The organism is Ruegeria lacuscaerulensis, assembly GCF_013033355.1.
Classification (GTDB): domain Bacteria; phylum Pseudomonadota; class Alphaproteobacteria; order Rhodobacterales; family Rhodobacteraceae; genus Ruegeria; species Ruegeria lacuscaerulensis_A.
The window spans coordinates 607,044-630,471 of record NZ_WQDY01000001.1; the positions used below are offsets into that span (position 1 = coordinate 607,044).

Here is a 23,428-nt window from a genome sequence, read left to right on the forward strand (position 1 = left end):
ATCAGATATCCTGAGCCGGATGCAGATCCGCCATACGTGCTGCAAGATCTTCGAATTTCATGGCCATGATTTCATACTGAATGGCGTTCAGAAGTTCATAAACCTCCTGCATCAGGGGTTCCTCAAGCGCGTCTGAGTACGCGATGATATCCGCATCCGAGAAATCCTGGTACGTATAAGCCGCGCCTGCCAGAGCAGACAATTGCAGCGACTGACGCATCCCGGCTTCGTTCTGGCGCATCAACAGTCTTAGGTCGTCTGCTCCCATCTGTAGGTCAATAACACCCGAAGCGCTTGCTGCGAGAAGGAACCGCAGCTGGATTTCTTGAATGGCACGCAGGGCTGTTCCACTAGAATCAACGGCTGCGTTCATCCGCTTCAGCTCTTCCACCCGCATCGAGCCCTCACGGATCAGGTCTGACACGATCTGCTGACCCTCAAGCTGTTTGGCGTCTTCATCTTCAATCAGATGCGACGCGTTTTCGGCCTCGACCAGTCTTTGACCCAGATCGGACGCATAAAACTCGACTGCATGATTCAGAGCGTCATCACTAAGTGTCTGCTCTAGAATTGAAACGGCGGTTTCATGCATCTCTTGGACGTCAAACACATCTTCGGTCAGTCGGGCCCAATCCGAACCGAATCCGTCCGGGTCAATCCCCAGCATTTCCGGCGCTGATGCCGAGGCCAGCGCGATACTTTCCAACGCGACGTCAAAGCCGGTTGTTGCCAGAAATGCCTCTATCCTGTCCCGCTCGGCAGCGAGCGATGAAACCGGAAAGGCGAATAGCGTTGCGACCAACAAACAAAAGGGCAGAAAGGCGGTGCGATAGATATATGTCATGACACAGAGCCTAGGTGTTTTACGCCGTCAGGCAATGGAAAATCCCTTCTTAGTGAATTTCGGGAATTTTCTGCTTGCACCCCTGCCCGTTCCTCACTAAATCCCCCCCTCACAGACCCCCGCGGAGAGGTGCCGGAGTGGTCGAACGGGGCGGTCTCGAAAACCGTTGTGGGTGCAAGCCCACCCAGGGTTCGAATCCCTGTCTCTCCGCCACTATCCCAACGCAGAAAGCGGAAAACAACGCATTTCTGGGCGTGATGAGATTTCCGTTGTTGCGATAGTTTGGATCAAAGCCGTCATACTGATAGGCTTTTTGAACTTTGTTAAAGCCAACTGTTTTCCTTTTGAAGCCTACTACGGCGATTTTGCTCTATTCTCACACTTAGTCGGACAACCAAAAGATACCCTGCGTCCGCAAGACAACTTTTGAGTTTTGCGGTTTTTGTCGACTTCAACAGACTCATTGTCGCCATCAGCTTGCACCCGGGCGATTTACACAAGTGTGAGGCAAGGCAGGAAACAGCACTCTATGTTAAGCACCCTTGCTGAAATTCCGCAGGAACATGTCAGACTAAATCAATTGAGAAAGATGCCAAAACACAGTCGAGACTGAGGAATTCCCGCCTATCGATCGTGGCTCCTGAGCGCGATCAGTCGGCTCAGCCATGAACAGCGAGGGCACTGACCTTACCAACCTGCATTTCTTGACTGCCGGAATGGGCGTAAGGCAACTATTGCAACTTGGTCCCGCCGCCTACTTTTTAAAACACGCGTGTTTTTCGACGCATCAAGCCAGCAGGTCGCTGCGTCTGGACGAAAACGAATAGTAAAACCTGTGCAGCCTGTTGCGTTGACAAATAAACTACTGCTTAGGTTGGCGGGTACTGGCCATCTGCGCCGTCCAGTGCAGCTTTAAAACCTCCGTCCTGCGTTAGGCAGGCCATTAGCGCTGATCCACTTAAGCGCACTATAACAGCACGTGATCCTTTCGGCTTAAAGTGATCTGATTGCAATCACTTAGTCATGCGTGATGACTACAAAAGCCTCTGCTCAGTTCACTCCAAGTTCTTTTGACAATACTTCAGCTGATATTTTTCCTCGGTCAAACAAACCTGTTCACATAGTTTTCCAGAATTTCCTGACGCCCAGATCGTGGTTCCGGGTTGATATTGTCCTGTAAAACTCGCGCAGAGATGTCCTCGAGACTACTGTTCAGCATAGACGCCGCTTCCGGAGCGTTCCAACCGGAATACCGTTCAGACAGCGCATCCTCCAGACCGCCATCTTCAATCATAGCAGCCGCGGCTTTCAAGCCTCTTGCACAGATGTCCATTCCGCCGATGTGTGCTGCAACAAGATCTTTTGCATCGAGCGACTGGCGACGTACTTTAGCGTCAAAGTTGGTGCCACCAGTTGTAAAACCTCCGGCTTTCAGAATGTAGTAATATGCCAAAGCAACCTCTGGCGTGTTGTTAGGAAATTGATCTGTGTCCCACCCTGACTGATAGTCGTTTCGGTTCATATCAATCGAACCCAGCATCCCCTCGGCAGCAGCAACTGCTATTTCATGCTCGAAACTATGGCCGGCGAGGATCGCGTGTCCCTGCTCAAGGTTCAACTTCACTTCGCTTTCCAAACCGTATTTCCTGAGGAATCCAACACAGGTCGCGGCGTCGTAGTCGTATTGGTGCTTGGACGGCTCCTGAGGTTTGGGCTCTACAAGGATGGTGCCCTTGAAGCCGATTTTGTGTTTGTACTCTACGACCATGTTCAAGAACCGGCCCATATGGTCCAGTTCAGTATTCAGGTCCGTGTTTAGCAGAGTTTCATAGCCTTCACGCCCGCCCCACAGAACATAGTTTTCGCCACCAAGCTTGTGGGTCGCATCCAAGCACGACTTTACCGTTGCTGCCGCAAAAGCAAAAACATCCGGATCGGGGTTGGTGCTCGCGCCTGACATCCATCGACGATGGCTAAACATGTTGGCGGTACCCCAAAGGAGCTTGGTGCTGGACGTTTGCATTTTTTCACCGATGTAATCGGTGATTTCTTCCAGAGTTTTCAAGTTATCGGCAAAATTGCCCTGCTCGGGCCGAATGTCAGCGTCGTGCCAGCAGAAAAAGGGCTGACCCAGCAGCTCGAACATTTCAAAAGCAATGTCCGCCTTTAATCGGGCCCGTCCCATGTCGTCCTGAGGATGCCACGGGCGTTCGAATGTAGGTCCGCCAAAGGGGTCTCCACCCTCCCACGCGAAGGAGTGCCACCAGGCGACCGCGAACCGTAGATGGTCTTCCAGGCGTTTTCCCATGACAACTTCGTCGGGATTGTAGTGGCGAAAGGCCATGGGGTTGTCGCTGTCTACGCCTTCAAACCGGATCTCTTCGATCCCTTCAAAAAATCCGCTTGGCATATCTGCCCCCTATTCCGCTTTTTGTTCTGGCTGCTTACCGAGAATGATCATCGACAACAAATCGTCATCTGTTACGTCTGCAATATCGACAGTCCCAACCAATTTTCCGTTCTTCATGACCGAAGCGCGATCGCATAGCTCCATTACAGCATGCACGTCGTGATCAATCAGGAAGATGCCGATGCCTTGCGCCTTTAACTGGTGGATCAGGTCGGCCACCATTTTTGTCTCATGCGGCCCCAGCGCCGCTGTCGGCTCGTCCATAATCAGAATACGAGCGTTGAAATAGACGGCCCGGGCAATCGCGACCGACTGTCTTTGACCACCCGACAGCGCAGAGACAGGGTCATTGAACTTCTGAAAGTTCGGATTGAGCTGCGCCATGATCTTTCGGCATTCGGCCTCCATGGCGGCATCGTTGACCAAACCCAATGGCGTCGTCATCTCGCGTCCCAGGAAAAGGTTTGATGTCGCGTCCAGATTGTCCGCCAGGGCAAGCGTCTGGTAGATGGTCTCAATATTGTTCGCGCGGGCGTCACGGGGGTTGCCAATCTCGACTGGCTTGCCATCGATCAGAATCTCGCCGTGATCCATTTGATATGCGCCGGACAGAACCTTGATCAACGTCGATTTTCCAGCCCCGTTGTGCCCAAGCAGACCGACTACTTCACCCGGATAGAGATCGACCGACACGTGGTCGACAGCCTTGATCCCACCGAACGAGATCGAAATGTCTCGCATTTCGACCAATGGCGCTGCGCCGGAGCCGCGCCCAGATTTTGAGGGTGTTTTCTGCGTGCCTTGATCTTGCATCACTTGGCCCCCAATCGTTTGCGATAGACGATGTCGATATAGACGGCCAACACAAGAACGCTGCCGACCACAATATTCTGAAACGGCGCGTCCACGCCAACCATGGCCATACCAGATTGGAGCGCTTGCATGATCAATGCACCAAGGATGGCGCCGTAGATCGTCCCGATGCCACCGGACAACGCGGTACCACCAATTACAGCGGCAGCAATAACCCGTAATTCATCCAGCGTGCCAATGTCGTTTGAATGGTTCGCGAGGCGTGCAGAAGCAACCACCGCAGAAACGGCGCATAGGAAACCCATCAGTGCAAAAATCTTCACGGTCAGCAGCCGCGTATTGATGCCGGAAAGCTCTGCCGCATCCGGGTTTCCACCGGTGGCAAAGATGTAGCGTCCAAACCGGGTTTTCCGCGCCACAATTGTCAGGGTTACGGCTACGATGATCAATATGAGGACAGAAATCGGTATACCGTATCCGACGACCAGCCCCTCTGGCATTGTCTCTCCGCGCGCTTCGAACATACGTTGCAACCGACGCGTCGGAATAGCGTAGCTGTTTACGATGTAAACGTACCCAAGGATGGCAATTGCGATTATCCCGGCCAGAGTGGCCTCTGCCCAAACGGGTTTGACAGGAAAACCATGTGCCGCCTTTGCACGACGACTGCTCCACAAAGCCCAGATCGCGATTGCGGTGGCGAACAAGCCGAACAGCCAGCTTGTCGTCGTGCCTAAAGTGCCGTTCGTCCCGCCAAACATCAGGAACGTACTATCCAGAGGGCCAATCGTCTGGCCGCTGGTCAAATACCACGCCACGTTTCGCCAAACCAGAAACCCGCCAAGCGTAACGATGAAGGCTGGTATCGTCAGATACCCAACCATCCAGCCATGAAACGCACCAATCAGCGTGCCGACAAACAGCCCGACGACAATGGTGATCGCCCAGGTTGCAGGGTTGTTCAAACCCATCCCTAGTACTTGCGGCAAAAGCTCGGTTTGCGTCATTGCCATCACGGCTGACGTCGTTGCAAGCAGCGCTCCAACGGACAAGTCGATGTGTCGCGTGACAATGATGAACACCATCCCGCACGCCATTATGGCCACCGAAACCGTCTGAATGGACAGATTGAACAGGTTCCTAGGCGTAAGGAACCGTCCATCCGTAAAGATGTTGAACCCTATGCACAGGATGACAAACGCGCCGATCATTCCCAAAAGCCGCATATCCAGTTCCAACTGCTGGAACAGGCTGGGTTTTGCTTTTTCCGGTATCGGCTGAGACGAAGTTTCGGTCATTTCCGATCTTTCATATTCAGCAATGGTCCCCGGCCCAGACAGGGCCAGGGACTTTGAAGTTTAGTTACAAGGGGCAGGTCCGTTTTCGACACCCTGGCACAAATCCTCCAATGGGATCCATCCGGCGTCCACAACAACAGACAGGTTGTCCTTCGTGATAGGTACAGGTGCAAGGAAGACCGAGTTCATCTGGGTACCGCCAGGCGACGTCCAACTGGCCGCGCCCTCCACGTCGGCGGGACTTGTTCCCCCACTCAGCGCGACTGCGATTTCACCTGCTGCCTTACCAAGTTCGCGGGCATCCTTCCAAACGGAAACGGTCTGAGTTCCCAGCGCGACACGGTTCAATGCTGCATGATCGCCGTCCTGACCGGACACCGGGATGCCTTCCATGCCCTGCGCAGTCAAAGCTGCCACAACGCCACCTGCAGTACCATCATTTGATGCCACGACAGCATCCACATTGTTTTCATTGGCGGTTAGGATCTGTTCCATATTTCGCTGTGCGTTCGCGGGCAACCAGCCGTCCGTGTAGGCTTCACCAACGATAACAATGTCGCCACTGTCAACGGCAGCCCCGATGATTTCTTGCTGACCACCCCTTAGAAAATCAGCGTTGGGATCAGTAGGAGAGCCCTTGATCATCACGTAATTACCCTTGGGCATGGCTTCAAAAACAGCTCGGGCCTGCATTCTGCCGACTTCCACGTTGTCGAAGGTTAGATAGAATGCACGGTCGTCTTCAATCAGGCGGTCATAGGCAATGACCGGGATACCTTCGTCGGCCGCAGCTTGAACAGCCGGTCCGATTGCCTGCGCGTCCTGCGCCAAAATGATAAGCGCGTCCACGCCTTGCGCAATCAGACTTTCAATATCTGACAACTGCTTTGCGGAAGACGATTGCGCGTCTGCCGAAATGTACTCGGCGCCGCCTGCTTCAAGCGCGGACTTGATGGCCGCTTCGTCCGTCTTCCAGCGTTCTTCCTGAAAGTTCGACCAACTCACACCGACCACTGGCTCTGCGAATGCGGTCGAAGCCAACAGCGTGGCCACAGCAGAGAAGCTGAGAATTCTTTTCATGTTTTCCTCCCATTTGCCGAGCCATCGTGTTTCGATTCGCGGCTCTCACGAAATTGAATACCATATTTAATTCAGCGGGTAAAATATTTACTCTGTTAGGGCGGGCGGAATCCAAATAGACTGAGTTAAGAACCAGATTCGCGAGACCAAGATGCTGAAAAGCAAAGCTTCTCAAAATGCCGCGGACCAGCGGAACATCACCCGACTTCGGGTGCTGGAACATATCCGGACAGAAGGCTCGATTTCACGGATCGATATCGCCAGCGCTTTGCAAACCAGCCCGGCGACAGTTACAGCAGCGACAGCCGATCTCATTTCGGCAGGATTGATCAAAGAGATCGAAACCGAACACCAATCCAAGTCTGCCAAAAGGGGGCGACCCAGAGTTTTACTTCAGTTGGATGGCGGATCTTATCTTATTGCGGGCCTTAAAGTCGCGCGCCACATGATCTCGGTCATCCTTGCAGATTTCGAAGGAAACGAGGTTACGTCATACAAATATCCGCTGGATGACGTCCGGATGACGCCAGGCGCATTCGTAGCAACCATTCGCACGGCCTTAGATCTAGCCTGTGCACAGATCAACGCGACCCTGAACTCCCTGTCCGGAGTGTCAATCGGGATTGCCGGTCTCGTAGACGCTGAACGGAACTTTGTACACTGGTCCTCATCCCTTACCGAGAGAAACGTCGACTTCAGCCAGTTTCTGGAAACAGAATTGCCCTGCCCTGCCTTTATAGAAAACGATGCCAACCTGGTGGCAAAGGCGGAACAACTTTTCGGGTTGGGCAAGGGTCTTAAGAATTTTTTGGTCGTGACGATCGAACACGGCGTAGGGCTTGGAATTGTGCTGGACGGCAAGCTGTATCGCGGGGAAAGAGGCTGCGGAGCAGAGTTTGGCCACACCAAAGTTCAACTGGACGGCGCGCTTTGCCAATGCGGCCAGCGAGGGTGCCTTGAAGCCTATGTCGGCGACTATGCATTGATCCGGGAAGCAACCGTTGCCGATCAAGGCACTGGAACGGAAACGGTTGCAGAGATCCACAAAAACGCGCGATCCGGAGACGAAAGAGCGAAGTCCGTTCTGACCCGCGCGGGCCAGATGTTTGGTCTGGGGATATCCAACCTGATCAACCTGTTTGACCCTGAATGCATTATCCTGTCCGGGACTCAAATGGATTTGGAGCACCTGTATTCGGACGAGGTGATGGCCCGAATCCGCAGTGGCGTCGTGAATGTCGACACCCTCTTGCCGGAAATCAAAGCGCATCACTGGGGCGATCTTATGTGGGCTAAGGGTGCTGCGGCGTACGGGATTGAGCAGGTCTCGATCCTTAAGGTAAAAGAGTTGGCAACAAATGCGCCCTGAGCTTTTTATCCTGCTCGCGTTTGCATCTGCGGCCAGTGCAGAAAGTCGCGCTCCTCAGTTCCAAAAGATTGACATAGGTTCTCATATCTATGACGGCGGCTGGGAACATTTTGTGGGCGGCGGGGTCGCCGTTTTCGATTGTGACGGCGATGGGCTGCCCGAACTCTTTGCCGCGGGCGGCACCAACACATCCAAACTGTTCAGAAACACATCGCGTGAAGGCATATCGTTTCAAGCCGACACCCCCGAGCCGCTTGCCATAACCGGCGTAACTGGGGCTTACCCGCTGGATATCGACAGTGATGGAATTCTGGATCTGGCCGTTTTGCGCGTGGGCCCCGATTTGCTTTTGAAGGGTGAGCCTGATTGCAAGTTCCGCCGCTTCAGCACCCTGGGCTTCCAATCGGAGGATCATTGGACAACCGGATTCTCTGCCACATGGGAAGCCAATCAGACCCTGCCAACACTGGCCTTCGGAACTTATGTTGATCGTCGCAATCCCGACGGCCCATTTGAAACTTGCGGACCCACGGTCATATTCCGGCCAACTGGTGACAGCTACCGGCCACCGGAACACCTTGAACCAGGCTATTGCGCGCTTTCTATTCTGTTTTCTGACTGGTCGCGCACCGGGCAAGCGGATCTGCGCGTCAGCAACGATCGCCATTACTATGTGCGCGGCGGCCAAGAGCAGTTATGGGCAATGGAGGAAACACCAAGCCTTTATTCTAAAGAAGACGGATGGTTGCCATACTCGATCTGGGGGATGGGCATCGCTTCGCGGGATCTGACAGGAGATGGCTTTCCCGAAGTTTACCTGACTTCGATGGGCGATCAGAAGTTGCAGATTTTCGATCCCAAAGCCGGTGGTCCGACCTGGCGAGACGCCACCTTCGGCAAAGGCACGACCGCTCACAGGCCGCACACGGGAGGCGACGGCCGCCCATCGACCGGATGGCATGCACAATTTGGGGACGTCAACAACGACGGACTGGACGATATCTTCGTCGCCAAGGGAAATGTCGAGCAGATGCCAGATGCGGCTTTGGATGACCCCAACAACCTGCTTTTACAAAAGGAAAATGGTCAATTTCTAGAAGCTTCTGTCGAGGCTGGCATTGCCTCTGTGGCCAAGTCTCGCGGTGCGTCTTTGGCTGACATCAATAATGACGGTTGGCTGGATCTGGTGGTGGTTAACCGAGGCTCGGAACTTGAGGTCTACCAAAACCAGCCTAACACCGAGAATTGGGTGATGCTGGACATTTCTCAAAACAAGTCAAATCGCTTCGCGGTCGGCAGCTTTATCGAGGCCAAGACTGCGTCAGGTATGGAAACCCGAGAAATCACAATCGGTGGAGGGCATGCAAGCGGCATTGCAGGGCTGCATCATTTTGGGCTGGGGGATGCGGAAGCAATAGAAGTTCGCGTAATTTGGCCAGATGGTGAAAAAGGAGCATGGAAGGAATATCAATCGAACCAAATCATTCGCATTGAGCGCTGATCATTGATCGACTGGCAGTCCACTTGGAACATGATCCGGAACTCCAAGGCGCTCTGCGGGATCTTCCAAGCTGCCCAAAAAGCTCAGAAGTGCGCTGATCTCCTGATCCGTCAAACTTATCCTCGGCAGATCGCTGCTTCTGGCAATCGCATCCAAATTCTCTGGGTTCAACAATGACCGTTGATCCTGCGCACCAGGAAAATAAGGTAGTTTCGCCATTTCCAACGTGTACGACCGCAGTGAAGCCTCTGGGTTGAGATGATGGCGCACGATATCTTCAAGCCGTGCATAGGCGCCGTTGTGCCCATATGGTGCCGTCAGCGTTACATTGCGCAACGAGGGCGTGCGAAACGCAAACGCGTCCTCTGCGTCACCAGTCACGCGCAGGCGTCCATCATCTCGGGTATGGCTTTCAAATCGCGCTGCTTTTCCCGGTCCGATCTGCGGCAGCGCAATCGAGTGAAATTTATGGTCTGTTTGGAACCAGCCCGAATGACAGGTACTGCACCCTGCTTTCCCGTAAAACAACTGCATGCCGCGCTGTGCCTCTTCTGGCAATGCTGCTTCTCCCCGCATCGCAAGGTCAAACGGGCTGTTGTCGGCGCGCCATTCGAACGCAATGAAATCTGCAATTACATTCGCAATAGCCGAGAACGTTATCGCGTCCCCAGGAGCGGTTAAAGAAAAACGGTGTTCATATTCTGGGATGGCCGCGACGCGAGCTGCAATCAGATCCCACGCCCCCCCTTCCTGAGTAAGCATCCCTAGACGTACAGCCTGACTGACATCATTCTCGGAATAGTGGCCTGCCATCTCATCGGGCGAAAGCACTGGAAACATTGCCTGAGCTGCCAAAGCTGAATTGAAACCTGACCGCATGTGCGTGCCCAGCGGCGTCCTGATACCGTTCTCGCGCGTCGGATCAGTTTCAAGGCGCCCGTCATGAAAGAAGGTTGTGAATTCGGTTGCACCAAGGTTCCAAAGCCCCGGCGAATTGCGCGGAATGCGTTGCTCCGGCGGGTTGTCCGTGTCAATTTTGCGCCCTGCCCCCAAACCCGAACCCCCTTCTCCGATCCCAAGCGAGAGCCCATCTGACGTGCCAAGCTTGGGGTGGTGACAAGTTGCGCAGCTGATGTTCCTGTTTCCGGATAAGATCGGGTCATAGAAAAGCAGCCGTCCAAGTTGGACATTAGCCAGGTCAGATTCAACAAATTCTGGGTTCGGACCGAGGTTCTGAGACGTTGCGGTCGTGATGGACGCATTCACCACGCCGAAAGCAATAATCGGTGCAGCAAACCTCATGTGCCACCCTCGGAAATTTCCAAAATCAAGGTCTGCTCGTAAGGGGTTTCAGGCGCGTAAATGATCGACGGGAATTCGGGGATGTTAGGCGCATTGGGATAACCTGACGGCTCGATGCACACACCGGCGCTTTTGTGAAAGGGTTTCTTCAGGTGAGCGCCAGAGTAAATCTGCGCCCCTGCCTGGTCTGACCAGACAGACAACTTCAAACCGTTAGGTGCAGTAAGGTCAGCGACCGGAAACTCATTATCTCGTGTGCAGTCAAAGACGAAATAGTTGTCCAAGTCCGTCAAAGCGGCACCGATCGCTTTCGGCACAGTGAATTGCATCTCACCCTCACTTGCATCCTCAAATTTGCCAGAGGGGATTCCGCGATTGTCAACTTGAAGATAGCGGCTTGAGGTCAGCCGCAGACAATGCTCGGCAATGCCCGCCGCTCCACCCAGGCAGTAGTAGTTGTGCTGCGCTATACTTATGGGTGTCGGCCGATCCGGTTGCGCCGAAATGGAATAGGTCAAACGCGGGTAGTCCAGCCTTACCCGCACTTCAAATTTGATTTCTCCAGGAAACCCGCCGGAACCCTCTGGGGAAGTGAGGCGCAATATGGCCTCGTTTACTGTTATCCTCTCTAGAGCCCAATTCTGATGCGATAGCCCTGCGCGCCCACCATGCAAAGAATTTTGACCGTCGTTCGCGTCAAGCTCATAACGAACGTTTCCCATGTCAAAATGCGCTTGTCCGATCCGATTGGCGACACGCCCGACGATTGCGCCCAGATAATTTTTGTCGGCGACATAGTCCTGCGGGTTCTCGTATCCAAGGATCATTGGCAAACCCTTGTACCACCAGCTTTGAGTTATGGCTCCGTAGCTGAGCAGCGACACTCGCATATCGCCATCACTCAGAACGACCCTGTCGATCTGCGGAGATATGTCCCGTCTTGTGTTCATCGTTTGGCAAAAGGTGCTAAAGCCGAATAATATTGCCGGTAGCGTTGGTACTCGGTTTCGAAAGCATCGACCAAGTCCTGACGAGGTTCGATGACCCTGTCGATTTTGGGAGACGTCATTATAGTGCCCGGGGGTGCGCCAGTGACCGAGCACATTGCCAGACGGGCGGCGCCGATGGCGGCTCCGAACTCACTGCCCTGCGGCAAGGCTAGGGGCGTATTGAGCACAGTGGCCAGACTTTTCAACCAATAATGAGATCGCGCACCGCCGCCAACGGCCAAAAGGCTCGTTGGTTTTGTTCCGGTACTCTTGAGGGCCTCTAGACAGTCCCGCATTGCAAACGCGACGCCTTCCATGACTGCCCGCGTCAAATCGGTGGCCTCCGAGGAAATATCCACACCCAGAAACGCACCACGGATTGTACTGTCATTGTGCGGCGTCCGCTCACCTGAAAGATAAGGCAGAAACGTGATCTCTGATGGGCCATCCAGATCAGCAGGCAGCGCAGCGACCAAGTCACCAACGGACTGGCCAAGGTTGCGAGAGAGCCAGTTCAAACTATTTGTCGCAGACAGGATAACACCCATCTGAATCCACCTGTCAGGGACAGAATGGCAAAAACAGTGTACAGCTGTTTCTGGCGCTGGAGCATACTTGTCCCTGGACACCAGCAGCACACCCGAGGTTCCGAGAGACAAAAAGCCAGTTCCGTCGCTGATACTGCCTATCCCACAGGCAGCAGCGGCATTGTCCCCTGCTCCGCCAGCAATCACGACTTGTCCAGACACCCCCCATTCTTGCCGCAACTCGGACCGCAACTCTCCGCCCGGATCACTGCCTTCGACCAATCGGGGCATTTGTTCGATGTTCATGTGGCTTTGTTCCAGGGCAGTTTCCGACCATCGCCGTGCACCTACGTCCAGCCATGAAGTCCCCGCACTGTCAGACATGTCACTGACGTAATCTCCTGTCAGCCAGAGCCGCAAGTAGTCTTTCGGTAGCAGAACTTTGGCAATTTTGACGAACAGGTCAGGTTCATTTGCACGAATCCATTCCAACTTGGGCGCCGTAAAACCCGGAAAAACGATATTGCCTGAACTGGCACGCATACCGGGTGATTGATCAAGAATCTCTGCTTCTCTCGAAGCCCTTGTGTCGTTCCAAAGAATGCACGGCCGCAACACGTTGCCATTGGCATCCAGAAGGGTCGCACCATGCATGTGTCCGCTCAAACCAATGCCACGCAGCGCGGAAAACGACGTTCCGTGTGCTTCACGAAGCTGAAGGACAACTTCTTTGCAAGCCTCTATCCAGTCCGAGGGCGACTGTTCGGACCAACCAGGCTTTGGGCAAGACGTGAGAATTCTAGACTCGGCACTACCTTCAACGATACCCGCGTCGTTGACAAGAATTCCCCTAAGACCGGATGTTCCCAAGTCCAGACCGAGATACATTTTCAAACCACCCATATTTTATTTTAGTTACTAAAATTATTTTACGGAAAGATATTGTCAATAAAAGTTTCAAGCAATTTGGTTTCCAGTGCGTTAAACCTTCGCCACTACGGACTTTAGAACATAGCGTGACGCAGTTTCCTGAGCCCAACCTGCCTATGTTACCGCCACTAATACCGTTTTTTTGATGCAAGAACGTCTGATTTGATTTCGAAAAGGGTCTCGAAAACCGTCATGTGTGCAAGTCCCAACACGGTTCGAGCCGCCATCTGTCCGCCATGCTTCGTACAATCGCTAGGACGCGAGGCAACTTTGCGGCACTTTCTTGCCACGCGCTGACAAGCAATGGGCGTAGCATGGCTCATTTTTCTAAATTGCTGCCGTGCTTAAGGTTTTCCCCTTAAATTCCTCTTAGCGTTTTCACATCTCATTCTTATTCATAAATCAGGAGACTACTATGTCACGTACTCTTGTTCTCGGCGTTCTCGTCGCTGGTATTGGTGCCGGTATTTACTATTATCTCACACAACCCGAGCCCACGCCGGCCGAACAGTTGCAATCCGCGGCTCAGGACGCAGGTGATGCGGTCAGCGACGCTGTTGAATCCGTTGCAGAACAGGCTGCAAACGCGTCCGACCAGGTCGAGCAATCCGCGACCGACTTGGCAAATCAGGCGTCCGAAGATGTCGCCGCCTTGGCCAGTCAAGGTCAGGATCTTTTGAACAGCTGGATCGAGGACGGCACGTTGGCCGTTCAGAACTTTGACTATGACAAAATGGTCGCATCGGTGAAGGACAGCGCACTGACCAATGATCTGAAAACTCGCGCGATAGCCATTCTGGATGAAATCAAGGCTTCTCCCGAAGTGTTTGCCGCCAAGCTCGAGGAACTGAGGGCACTTCTTACCCAACAGTGATCACGGCCGCCGAAGGCGCAGAGTTTGCCTGTAAATCACGGTTTCAGGCAGACCTCCTGTAACGTCACCAAGCAGCAAAGTTGACGTTTCGATAACCGTTTGCTTGGCTACTCAAACTTGGTGCCGCCCCTTTTCGATGCAATCTGCCGAGTACAAGGGGCGGCCCTATAAAAGTGCAGGATAGATCATGACCACCCTTCCCTCGACCATGTACGCGGTTGTTCAAACCCAAGATGGCTATTCCGAAACGGCTACCGGTCCGACCATTAATGACGCCGCTGACTGGCTGGCAACAGCAGAGATGCAAGTTCCTGTGCCAGGCCCCGGAGAGGTTCTTATCAAATTGCGCGCGGCTTCTGTTAATCCGTCGGATATTCACTTCATCAAGGGTGAATACGGCCAGCCCCGCGTTCAAGGCACAGCCGCCGGGTTCGAGGGCTGCGGCGACGTAGTTGCAACGGGAGCAGGGGCTGAAGCCCTGCAAGGACAGCGCGTGGCTTTTGTGGCCGCGCAGGCGGGGGCATGGGCCGAGTACATCACGACACCAGCGATGATGTGTATACCACTGCGCCCCGACATCTCGGACGAGGACGGCTCGGCGCAGATCGTGAACCCCATGACCGCAATGGCGATGATAGATATCGCGCGAAATGCAGGAGATGCCTTTATCGTTTCCGCCGCGACCAGCCAGTTGGGCAAACTGATGTGCAGTCTGGGCCGAGACCTGGGGTTGAAGCCCATCGCGCTTGTCCGCCGCGACAATGCGATTGCACTCTTGAAAGACCTGGGCGCACATGAGGTTCTGGTCACGTCCGACCCCGAGATGCGACGAAACTGGTCGCGCTTAGCCACGCCCTGAAGCCTCGTGTATTTCTGGATGCCGTGGCCGATCAGATATCAGAACAGGTCTTTTGCGCCATGCCCAACGGCGCGCGCTGGGTGTGTTACGGCAAGCTCAGCTCGGATCTGCCCAAGCTGACACAGATGGGTCAACTGATCTTTATGGGCAAGCGGATCGAGGGGTTCTGGCTGACGCAGTGGATGACCACCACACCACCCGCCGATCAGATGCGCGTGGTAGCCGAGGTACAGGCGCGGTTCGCCGATGGGCGCTGGAAAACCGACGTTTCCCAGAGGGTTGCGTTGAAGGATGTGATTAAAAATCTGGCTAATGCTCTAAAAAAGGGTGACGGAAAGGTGATCATCACGCCATAGTAGAATAACGCGTCGGACCAAGGAGGATGGTCAGAGGCACCAAAAAGCCGGACAAACCGGCATTGGGAGGTGAATTTGGATAACGCACAGCTGCTGATCAGCGGGCTGGCGAATGGTTGTGTCTACGGCCTGATCGCGCTCGGTTTTGTTCTGATCTACAAGGCGACCGAAGCGGTGAATTTCGCGCAAGGCGATTTCATGATGCTGGGGGCCTTTGTCACCATCGGGCTGACCAATACCGAATATATGGGGCTGCCCTTCTGGCTCGCGCTGCCGATCTCATTGGGGATCATGGGGGCGTTGGGGTATCTGGTGGATCGGCTGATCATTCGGCGGCTGTTCGGCGAAAGCCAGACGGCAGTGGTGATCCTGACAATCGCCCTTGGCTTCGTGATCCGATTTGTCGCCGGGCTGATCTGGGGGCACGAGCCGCAGACGCTGCAGAACCCGCTGGCCGGGAAAGAGGTGCGGTTCGGCGGGCTTGTGTTGGGGATGGAGGATGTGGCCGTCATCATCGTCACCATCCTGCTGACGTGGGGACTGTATTTGTTTTTCAGCCGGACCAAGCTGGGACTGGCAATGCAGGGCGCCTCGCAGAACCAGCTGGCCGCCTACTACATGGGCGTTCCCGTCAAGCGTGTGCAGGGCTTTATCTGGGGGCTGGCGGGCGTGGTTGCTGGGATTGCGGGTATCCTGTTTGCCGCCAAGGGTTCGGTCGATCCGACCACGGGTCTGCTGGGTATCAAGGCGTTTGCCGCCGCTGTGATCGGCGGGTTCGGCAGCCTGCCCGGCGCACTGGCTGGAGGGTTGATCGTCGGCGTTATTGAGCCCTTTGCTAGCCGCTATATCGCGGCCGGATACAGCCAGATCGCACCTTATGCGCTGTTGCTGGCAGTGCTGATCTTCCGCCCCAACGGGCTGTTCAGCCAGGTACGGATCAAGAAGGTCTAGGCAGATGCGGATTGTATTCAAAACCAACTACATGCAGGATATCCGGCCGTGGAAAGACGGCTATCAATTGACCCTCTACTTGATCCTTCTGGTCGTAGTGGCCGCAGCCCCATGGTTGCTGGACGATTTCTATTTGGGTGAGCTGACCAACGTCCTGATCTGGGCCATCGCCGGTCTGGGCCTGATGGTTCTGACGGGCCACACGGGGCAAGTCAGTTTGGGTCACGCGGCGTTTCTAGCCTTTGGCTGCTATGCCAATGTTATCCTGCTTGAGGCCGGTGTGCCCTTCCTGATCGCCTTTCCGCTGGCCGGTATCCTGACCGGCATCGCAGGTGTGACGGTGGCCATCCCTGCTCTGCGACTGCACGGCATCTACCTGGCGATTTTCACCATGGCGCTGTCGATCCTGATGGATGATGTCATCGTCCTGGCCGAGCCGATCACCGGCGGCGTTGGTGGCAAGTTCATAGGCGGCGTCGATATATTTGGCCTGACGATCGACCGCTGGGGCACCCCCGCCCCGTTTTTCTGGCTGGTGCTGGCGGTCGCATTTCTGGTGACGCTGGGCTACATCAACCTGCTACGCGCGCCCTTGGGCCGCAGCTTTATCGCGGTGCGGGATTCCGAGGTTTCGGCACAGGCGATGGGCGTAGATATCGCGCGCACCAAGATGATTTCATTCGCGCTGTCCTGCGCCGTCACCGGTTGGGCGGGTGCGTTGATGGGCATGTATGCGGGTGCGTTCAACAATGAGACGTTCAGCGTCCTGATCTCGATCCAGCTGCTGATGATGATCGTGATCGGCGGGCTGGGGTCGATCCATGGCGCGTTTCTGGGTGCCATCGTAATCGGGTTCCTGCCGCAATTCCTGTCGATCTCAAAGGAATATGTGGGGGCCCTGTTCGGCGGCAGTACCGTCGCAATTCCGGGGCTGGAGTTCGGCATTTTCGGCATGATCCTGATCGGGTTTATCCTGTTTGAACCCATGGGCATGTATGGCCGCTGGCTGAAAATCCGCACATGGTTCGAGCTGTTCCCCTTTTACCGCAAGGACATGTTCAAACGGCAGAAATCCTACCTCAAGACGGAGCGCCTGAGATGAGCCTGCTGGCGTTCGAGAATGTAACCCTGAAATTCGGCGGCCTGACGGCGGTGAATGACCTGTCCTTTTCAGTCGAGGAGGGCGAGGTCTTTGCCATCGTCGGCCCCAATGGTGCGGGCAAATCGACAGTGTTCAACCTGATCTCGCGGTTCTACGACCCGTTTGCCGGGTCGATCCGATTTGACGGGCATGATCTGCTGCAGGTCAAACCCTCGGGCGTGGCGACTTATGGAGTGGCACGGACGTTCCAGAATATCGAACTGTTCGAACATGCCACCGTACTGCAGAACCTGCTGGTCGGGCGGCATCGGCACCGCAAAACCAACCTGCTGTCCGAGGTTTTGTTCCTGCCCTCGGCGCGGCGACAAGAGTTGGAAAACCGCGAAAAGGTCGAAGAGATCATCGATTTCCTCGACTTGCAGGCCTATCGCGACAAGATGATCTCGGGCCTGCCCTATGGCGTGCGAAAAGTGGTCGAGGTCGCCCGTGCACTGGCCACCGATCCCAAGTTGCTGTTGCTGGACGAACCGGCCTCGGGCCTGTCGGTCGAGGAGACGACGGATATGCGCTGGTGGATCGACGATATCCGGCGGCAGATGGGGATCACGGTGCTGATGGTGGAACACGATATGGGGCTGGTCTCGGGCGTGTCCGACAGGGTGCTGGCGATGGCTGATGGTGCGATGCTGGCGCTGGGAACACCGGCTCAAGTGCAATCCCACCCGGCGGTGGTCGAAGCCTATCTGGGGAAAGCCTCATGAGCGCGCCGATCCTGACTATCCGCAATGTCGAAAGCTTCTACGGCCCGATCATGGCCATTCGCGGCGTGTCGCTGGACGTGCATCCGGGGCAGATCGTGTCGATCCTGGGTGCGAACGGCGCGGGCAAGACGACGCTGATGAAGACCGTATCCGGCGTGATGGACCCCGAAAAGGGCAAGATCACCTTTGATGGCGACGAAATCCAAGGGTCCGAGCCACATAAGGTCGTGCAAAAAGGCATCGTCCATGTCCCCGAAGGGCGCGAGGTGTTCCCCCTGATGACCGTGGACGAAAACCTCGGCCTCGGGGCCTATACGGCGACCGACAAGGGGCAGATCGACCATGACCGCGAGTTGGTATTCTCTTACTTCCCGATCCTGAAGGAACGCCGAAATCAAGAGGCCGGAACCCTTTCGGGCGGACAGCAACAGATGCTGGCAATCGGGCGCGGGTTGATGGCGAACCCCAAGATCATGCTGCTGGACGAACCCTCGCTGGGTCTGTCGCCGCTGCTGGTACAGGAGATTTTCGGCATCCTCAAACGCCTCAATGACGAACAGAACATGACCATGATGCTGGTCGAACAGAACGCCAATGCAGCTCTGGAACTGGCCCATCATGGCTATGTGATGGAGGTCGGACGCATTGTTATGGACGGCGCGGCGGACGTGTTAATGCAATCCGAGGACATCCAGAACTTTTATCTGGGCGTGCAGGAAGAAGGCGCGCGGGAAAACCGCCGCTGGAAGCGCAAAAAGACATGGAGGTGACCGGCATGAATATCAGCACCCTGCCCCCTCAGACCAAGATCAACGGCATCCAGTTCAACGCCACCCCCGGACAACGCCCGGTATTGGTGGATGAATGCACGACCCTGTGTCACCTGTTCCAGAAACGCTGCTCCGATCTGGGCGACCGCACCGCGCATCGCGAGAAAGATTTCGGCATCTGGAAGTCCTATTCCTGGGCCGATTACTGGCAACACGCCAAGTGGATCGGACTGGCCCTGCGCAAACTAGGTCTGCAACGGGGCGAGGTTGTCTCGATCCTGTCCGAGGACCGCAAGGAATGGGCATGGTTCGATATGGGCATTCAATGCGTTGGTGGGATTGCCTCGGGCGTCTATACTACGGATTCCGCCAAGCAGTTGAAATACCTCGTGAATGACAGCGACAGCCGGTTTTTGATCGTCGAGAACGAGGAACAGCTGGACAAGTTCTTCGAGGTTGAGGCCGAGCTTCCCAGCCTGCTGAACGTCATCATCCTTGAGGATGAGGGCCTGCACGATCTGAACCACGACCGCTGTATGATGGTTGCCGACCTCTACGAGATCGGGCGGCAGGCCGAGGCCGAAGACCCCACCCGGTTCGACGCCGAGATCGCGCTGGCCTCGCCGCAGGATACGGCCTTGCTGGTGTACACCTCGGGCACCACCGGGACGCCCAAAGGCGCGATGCTGAGCCATGAGAACATTCTGGCCGCGATCGAGGCCGGGGCGCATTCCCTGCCCACATTCGAAACCGATGAGCAGCTGTGTTTCCTGCCGCTGTGCCACATCCTTGAACGCGACGTGTCGGTGTATTTCCCGCTGGCCGCGAAATGCGTGGTGAACTTCGCCGAAAGCCCCGAGACCGTCTTTGCCAACCTGCAAGAGGTATCGCCCAGCACATTCACCGCCGTGCCACGAGTTTGGGAAAAGATCTATTCGCAGGTCAAAATCCTGACGCAAGAGGCCACCCCCACAGGCCGCGCCGCCTTTGGTATGGCACTGAAAGCCGGGTTTGCACGGGCCGAATACCTGCTGGCAGGTAAACCGGTGCCCGCTGGTGTAGCCGCCCAGTTTTGGCTGTGGGATCGGCTGGTCCTGCGCAATCTGCGACGGATGCTGGGGATGGACAAACTGCGCCGCGGCGGCAGCGGGGCCGCGCCCATCTCGGCCGATCTGCTGAAATGGTACTGGGCCATTGGTGTGCCACTGGTCGAAGGGTTCGGGATGACCGAAACCTCGGGTCTGGCGACGCTGAACACCCCCGAAGACAACAAGGTCGGCACCATCGGCCGTGCAGTGCCTGGCAATGACGTGCGCATCTCGGATGACGGTGAAATCCAGGTTAAGGGTCTGAACATCTTTCAGGGCTATTGGCGCAACAATGCCAAAACCGCTGCAACATTCACCGCCGATGGCTGGCTGCGCACCGGCGATATGGGCAAGATCGACGCCGACGGGTTTGTGACCATAACCGGCCGCCTTAAGGACATCATCATCACGGCAGGCGGCAAGAATATCACCCCGGCCGCAATTGAAAGCCGCCTGAAGTTCAGCCACTACATCTCGGACGCGGTGATCATCGGGGATGCGCGCAAATATCTAACGGCACTGATCATGATCGATCAAGAAAACGTCGAAAAATTCGCGCAGGATCGCAAGGTGCCGTTTTCGAACTTTGCCTCACTCTGCGCCGCGCCCGAGGTGCTGGATCAGATCAAGGCCGAGATTGATGCCGTCAACAAGGAATTCGCGCGGGTCGAGCAGATCAAGGACTTCCGCCTGATCAACGTGCTGCTGACCGCTGATGACGAAGAACTGACCGCCACGATGAAACTCAAACGCAGCTTTGTTGAGAAGAAACACGCACATCTGATTGAAGACATGTACAAATAGATAAGGGTCTACCCAAAGGGAGGAAAAACATGAGGAACGTGATCAAACGACTGGCGGCCGCCACCGCTTTGACGGCTGCAGCAACAATCGCAAATGCCGAGACGCAAGGTGTGAGCGATGATGAAATCGTCATCGGCTCGGTCAACGACCTGAGCGGCATTTTCGCCGCTGTGGGTGTTCCCGCAACCAAGGGCGCGAATGTGGTTTTTGACCGCGTGAATGCAGAAGGCGGCGTGCATGGTCGCAAAATCCGTTTCGTGGTCGAGGATAACGGGTACCAGATGCCGCGTGCGATGCAGGGCTATAACAAGCTGCTGAACCGCGACAAAGTGTTTGCTATGCTGCAATCGCTGGGCACACCCATGAACGTTGCTGGGTTCAAGCTATTAGACCCTAAAGGTATTCCCAATGTTGCGCCTTTGACCGCAGCGCGGCAGATGCTGCAGGAACCGATGGACAACAAATTCACGTCCTTCTCGACCTATTTCGACCAAAGCCGCGTGGGCGTGAAATACCTGGCCGAGAAATTCGGAGGGCAAAAGGTCTGCACCATGTATCTGCCAACCGATTTCGGTGAGGAAATTCTGGAAGGCAGCAAAGCCGGTGCCGAAGAGGCCGGGATCGCCTTCGCGGCGGAAACCACGCATAAGCCGGATGAAACGGATTTCGTTGGATCTTTAAGCAAGCTCAAGGAAGAAGGATGCAATATCGTCACCATGGCGCTGGGCGTACGGCAGGCGATCACCGTGGTTGGAACGGCCAAAAAGATGGGCTTGGCTGATATGAAGTTCCTCGGAACGTCCGCCAGCTTTCTGACCGTTGTGGCGCAGGTACCTGGTGGTGTGACAGACGGGTTCTATGCGGCCGCGTCCTGGCAAGATCTATGGGCGCGCGCGGATGAGCCTGCCCCGGCCGCCTTCATCGAAGAATACAAAGCTGCGACCGGCGAAGACCCGGTTGGCTTTTCCATGCTGGGCTATTCGGCCGCCGAAATGATGGTCAAGGCGCTTGAGGCCGCCGGTCCCGACCTGACTCATGAGAGCTTTATCGCCGCAATGGAATCTCTGGACTATCAGGACGAGCTGGTTGGCAACCATATCAGCTACGGCCCCGATGATCACCAGGGCGCAGACTCGGTCTATGTGAGCGTTGTAGAGGACGGCGCATGGAAGATCGTCTACGAAGAGTGAAACACCGGTAGATGTAAACCAACAAAGGGCCCGCTCATGCGGGCCCTTTTCAAATAGTCGCCACACGTGGCGGGTGTTTCTCGCTCAACATCGACAGTCGAACCTTAGAGTTCCGTTGATCCCCTGATAGAGACCGAACAAGAGCTTTTCCCAAAAGCCTGCAAGTTTTCCGAAAAATCAAACGCATGGGAATTCCCAAAATGGTAACACCCAATCTTTTCAACGCGTTTTTAGCGGAATAATGGCGCACCTGAGAGGATTCGAACCTCTGGCCTCTGCCTTCGGAGGGCAGCGCTCTATCCAGCTGAGCTACAGGTGCCTTGGCTGTTAGCTAACCTTGTTCCGATCCGGGTGCAACTGCAAATCTGCCCGGATAAGTCAGGTTTCACGCAAACAGATCATGCGCCAATTCCAGCGCGTCGATCAGTGTGTCGACCTCTTCTTTTGTGTTATAGAGGCCAAAGCTCGCCCGGCAGGTGGCAGTGACTCCGTAGAAATCCATCAACGGACCGGCGCAATGATGACCAGCGCGCACCGCGACGCCTTTCTTGTCCAGAATGGTGGAAACATCATGCGCGTGCCCCGCCCCGTCCAGCGTAAAGCTGAAAATGGCGGCCTTGTCAGCACGGGTGCCCTGAACCTGCAACCAGTTGAGCCCCGTCAGCCGCTCCATCGCGTAATCACGAATACCCGCTTCATGGGAGGCGATGTTCTCCATCCCCAAATCCATCATGTAGTCCAGCGCCACGCCCAACCCGATGGTTTGCACAATACCCGGCGTTCCGGCCTCGAATTTCATCGGTGGATCATTATAGATCACCTGATCCTTGCTGACCTCTTTGATCATGTCGCCGCCCCCGATGAAGGGACGCATCTCAGCCATACGTTCGGACTTGATGTAGATCGCACCGGACCCGGAGGGGCCATAGAGCTTGTGCCCGGTGATTGCGTAAAAGTCGCAACCGATGTCCTGAACATTGACCGGCATATGTACTGAACCCTGGCTGCCATCGACCAGAACCGGGACACCTTTGGCGTGCGCGCCTTGGGTGATCGCCTTTACATCAACCACAGTGCCCAAAACATTCGAACACTGAGTGACGGCGACCAGCTTGGTCTTGGGGCCAATAGCGTCAATGACAGCCTGAGGGTCCAGCCCTCCGTCAGAATCCACATCAACCCATTTCAGCACAACGCCCTGCCGTTCCCGAAGAAAATGCCAAGGGACGATGTTGGCGTGGTGTTCCATCACGGAAAGCACGATCTCATCCCCCGCCTGTAGACGCGGCATCGCCCAACCATAAGCGACCAGATTGATGCCCTCGGTCGTACCCGAGTTCAGAACGATCTCATCCTCATCCGCCGCGCCCAGAAAGCGCGCAATGGTGCCGCGCACGGATTCGTATTTCTCAGTCGCCAGATTGGACAGATAGTGCAGTCCACGGTGTACGTTGGAATATTCCTCGGCATAGGCGCGCGACACGGCATCAATTACAACCTGCGGCTTCTGCGCCGATGCTCCGTTATCCAGATATGTCAGTGGCTTTCCGTTCACCTCTCGGGACAGGATCGGAAAGTCCGCACGGATTTTATGTACGTCATACATGGTA

General features: G+C 55.4%; 20 protein-coding genes and 2 tRNA genes. 12 read left to right on the plus strand and 10 right to left on the minus strand.

The annotated features are described in order from the left end of the window. Window position 1 precedes the first annotated feature (1 nt). Window positions 2-844 carry a DUF2059 domain-containing protein gene (locus GOW48_RS02985; protein WP_170751248.1) on the minus strand — a complete coding sequence of 281 codons (843 nt, stop codon included), beginning with the start codon at window positions 842-844 and terminating at the stop codon, window positions 2-4. 123 nt (window positions 845-967) lie between these two features. Here GOW48_RS02985 and GOW48_RS02990 point away from each other — a divergent pair. Continuing rightward, window positions 968-1,057: transfer RNA gene (locus GOW48_RS02990), tRNA-Ser, on the plus strand. Between the two features lie 889 nt (window positions 1,058-1,946). Here the strand turns inward: GOW48_RS02990 and xylA are convergent. Genes xylA through xylF form a run of 4 tightly spaced genes read right to left on the minus strand, consistent with a single transcriptional unit; the run spans window position 1,947 to window position 6,445 of the window. Then, window positions 1,947-3,254 carry a xylose isomerase gene (gene xylA / locus GOW48_RS02995; RefSeq protein ID WP_170751250.1) on the minus strand — a complete coding sequence of 436 codons (1,308 nt, stop codon included), beginning with the start codon at window positions 3,252-3,254 and terminating at the stop codon, window positions 1,947-1,949. A 9-nt stretch (window positions 3,255-3,263) separates the two neighbouring features. Beyond that, window positions 3,264-4,067 carry an ATP-binding cassette domain-containing protein gene (locus GOW48_RS03000; RefSeq protein WP_170751252.1) on the minus strand — a complete coding sequence of 268 codons (804 nt, stop codon included), beginning with the start codon at window positions 4,065-4,067 and terminating at the stop codon, window positions 3,264-3,266. Beyond that, the gene (locus GOW48_RS03005) at window positions 4,067-5,365 is read right to left on the minus strand and encodes a sugar ABC transporter permease (protein ID WP_170751253.1); all 1,299 of its coding nucleotides are present in this window, start codon (window positions 5,363-5,365) and stop codon (window positions 4,067-4,069) included. Before GOW48_RS03005 ends, GOW48_RS03000 begins: the two co-directional genes overlap by 1 nt. 60 nt (window positions 5,366-5,425) lie before the next feature. Continuing rightward, window positions 5,426-6,445 carry a D-xylose ABC transporter substrate-binding protein gene (xylF, locus tag GOW48_RS03010; RefSeq protein WP_170354203.1) on the minus strand — a complete coding sequence of 340 codons (1,020 nt, stop codon included), beginning with the start codon at window positions 6,443-6,445 and terminating at the stop codon, window positions 5,426-5,428. Window positions 6,446-6,596: 151 nt separating this feature from the next. Here xylF and GOW48_RS03015 point away from each other — a divergent pair, with 151 nt between their 5' ends. Together GOW48_RS03015 and GOW48_RS03020 are read left to right on the plus strand one after the other, a co-directional pair. Continuing rightward, window positions 6,597-7,814: an ROK family transcriptional regulator gene (locus tag GOW48_RS03015; RefSeq protein ID WP_170751254.1), complete on the plus strand. Its 1,218-nt coding sequence runs from the start codon at window positions 6,597-6,599 to the stop codon at window positions 7,812-7,814. Then, entirely contained in the window at window positions 7,804-9,315 is a 1,512-nt protein-coding gene (locus GOW48_RS03020; RefSeq protein WP_170751257.1) for a CRTAC1 family protein, read from the plus strand. Before GOW48_RS03015 ends, GOW48_RS03020 begins: the two co-directional genes overlap by 11 nt. Here GOW48_RS03020 and GOW48_RS03025 read toward each other — a convergent pair whose 3' ends face one another. The 3 genes from GOW48_RS03025 to xylB are packed head-to-tail and all read right to left on the minus strand — an operon-like array spanning window position 9,316 to window position 13,021. Then, the gene (locus tag GOW48_RS03025) at window positions 9,316-10,617 is read right to left on the minus strand and encodes a cytochrome-c peroxidase (protein ID WP_170751259.1); all 1,302 of its coding nucleotides are present in this window, start codon (window positions 10,615-10,617) and stop codon (window positions 9,316-9,318) included. It abuts the gene before it with no gap. Next, window positions 10,614-11,567 (minus strand): aldose epimerase family protein, encoded by a 954-nt coding sequence (locus tag GOW48_RS03030; protein ID WP_170751261.1) that lies wholly within the window; start codon window positions 11,565-11,567, stop codon window positions 10,614-10,616. The genes GOW48_RS03025 and GOW48_RS03030 overlap by 4 nt, the downstream gene beginning before the upstream one ends. Beyond that, window positions 11,564-13,021 (minus strand): xylulokinase, encoded by a 1,458-nt coding sequence (xylB, locus tag GOW48_RS03035; protein WP_170751391.1) that lies wholly within the window; start codon window positions 13,019-13,021, stop codon window positions 11,564-11,566. Before xylB ends, GOW48_RS03030 begins: the two co-directional genes overlap by 4 nt. Before the next feature lie 457 nt (window positions 13,022-13,478). Between xylB and GOW48_RS03040 the strand changes: the two genes are divergently transcribed. The 9 genes from GOW48_RS03040 to GOW48_RS03075 all read left to right on the plus strand — a co-directional run bounded on the left by GOW48_RS03040 (window position 13,479) and on the right by GOW48_RS03075 (window position 21,818). Next, the gene (locus GOW48_RS03040; RefSeq protein WP_170724299.1) at window positions 13,479-13,937 is read left to right on the plus strand and encodes a hypothetical protein; all 459 of its coding nucleotides are present in this window, start codon (window positions 13,479-13,481) and stop codon (window positions 13,935-13,937) included. Window positions 13,938-14,124: 187 nt separating this feature from the next. Continuing rightward, a complete protein-coding gene (locus GOW48_RS03045; protein ID WP_234900784.1) occupies window positions 14,125-14,796 on the plus strand; it encodes an alcohol dehydrogenase catalytic domain-containing protein in 672 nt (223 codons plus the stop codon). A 23-nt stretch (window positions 14,797-14,819) separates the two neighbouring features. Next, on the plus strand, window positions 14,820-15,152 hold the full coding sequence (locus tag GOW48_RS22375) for an MDR/zinc-dependent alcohol dehydrogenase-like family protein (protein ID WP_234900783.1): 333 nt from the start codon (window positions 14,820-14,822) through the stop codon (window positions 15,150-15,152). Window positions 15,153-15,227: 75 nt separating this feature from the next. Beyond that, entirely contained in the window at window positions 15,228-16,103 is an 876-nt protein-coding gene (locus tag GOW48_RS03050; protein ID WP_170751263.1) for a branched-chain amino acid ABC transporter permease, read from the plus strand. 4 nt (window positions 16,104-16,107) lie between these two features. Next, window positions 16,108-17,205 (plus strand): branched-chain amino acid ABC transporter permease, encoded by a 1,098-nt coding sequence (locus GOW48_RS03055; RefSeq protein WP_170751265.1) that lies wholly within the window; start codon window positions 16,108-16,110, stop codon window positions 17,203-17,205. Continuing rightward, a complete protein-coding gene (locus GOW48_RS03060; RefSeq protein WP_170751267.1) occupies window positions 17,202-17,966 on the plus strand; it encodes an ABC transporter ATP-binding protein in 765 nt (254 codons plus the stop codon). The genes GOW48_RS03055 and GOW48_RS03060 overlap by 4 nt, the downstream gene beginning before the upstream one ends. Next, the gene (locus tag GOW48_RS03065) at window positions 17,963-18,736 is read left to right on the plus strand and encodes an ABC transporter ATP-binding protein (RefSeq protein ID WP_170751269.1); all 774 of its coding nucleotides are present in this window, start codon (window positions 17,963-17,965) and stop codon (window positions 18,734-18,736) included. Before GOW48_RS03060 ends, GOW48_RS03065 begins: the two co-directional genes overlap by 4 nt. A gap of 5 nt (window positions 18,737-18,741) precedes the next feature. Then, window positions 18,742-20,628 carry an AMP-dependent synthetase/ligase gene (locus GOW48_RS03070; RefSeq protein ID WP_170751271.1) on the plus strand — a complete coding sequence of 629 codons (1,887 nt, stop codon included), beginning with the start codon at window positions 18,742-18,744 and terminating at the stop codon, window positions 20,626-20,628. Window positions 20,629-20,657: 29 nt separating this feature from the next. Next, window positions 20,658-21,818 carry an ABC transporter substrate-binding protein gene (locus GOW48_RS03075; RefSeq protein WP_170751273.1) on the plus strand — a complete coding sequence of 387 codons (1,161 nt, stop codon included), beginning with the start codon at window positions 20,658-20,660 and terminating at the stop codon, window positions 21,816-21,818. Between the two features lie 242 nt (window positions 21,819-22,060). On the opposite strand, the gene GOW48_RS03080 is transcribed toward GOW48_RS03075, so the two are convergent. Next, a tRNA-Arg gene (locus tag GOW48_RS03080) sits at window positions 22,061-22,137 on the minus strand. Between the two features lie 66 nt (window positions 22,138-22,203). After that, window positions 22,204-23,424 (minus strand): cysteine desulfurase, encoded by a 1,221-nt coding sequence (locus GOW48_RS03085; RefSeq protein WP_170751275.1) that lies wholly within the window; start codon window positions 23,422-23,424, stop codon window positions 22,204-22,206. Between the last annotated feature and the right edge of the window lie 4 nt (window positions 23,425-23,428).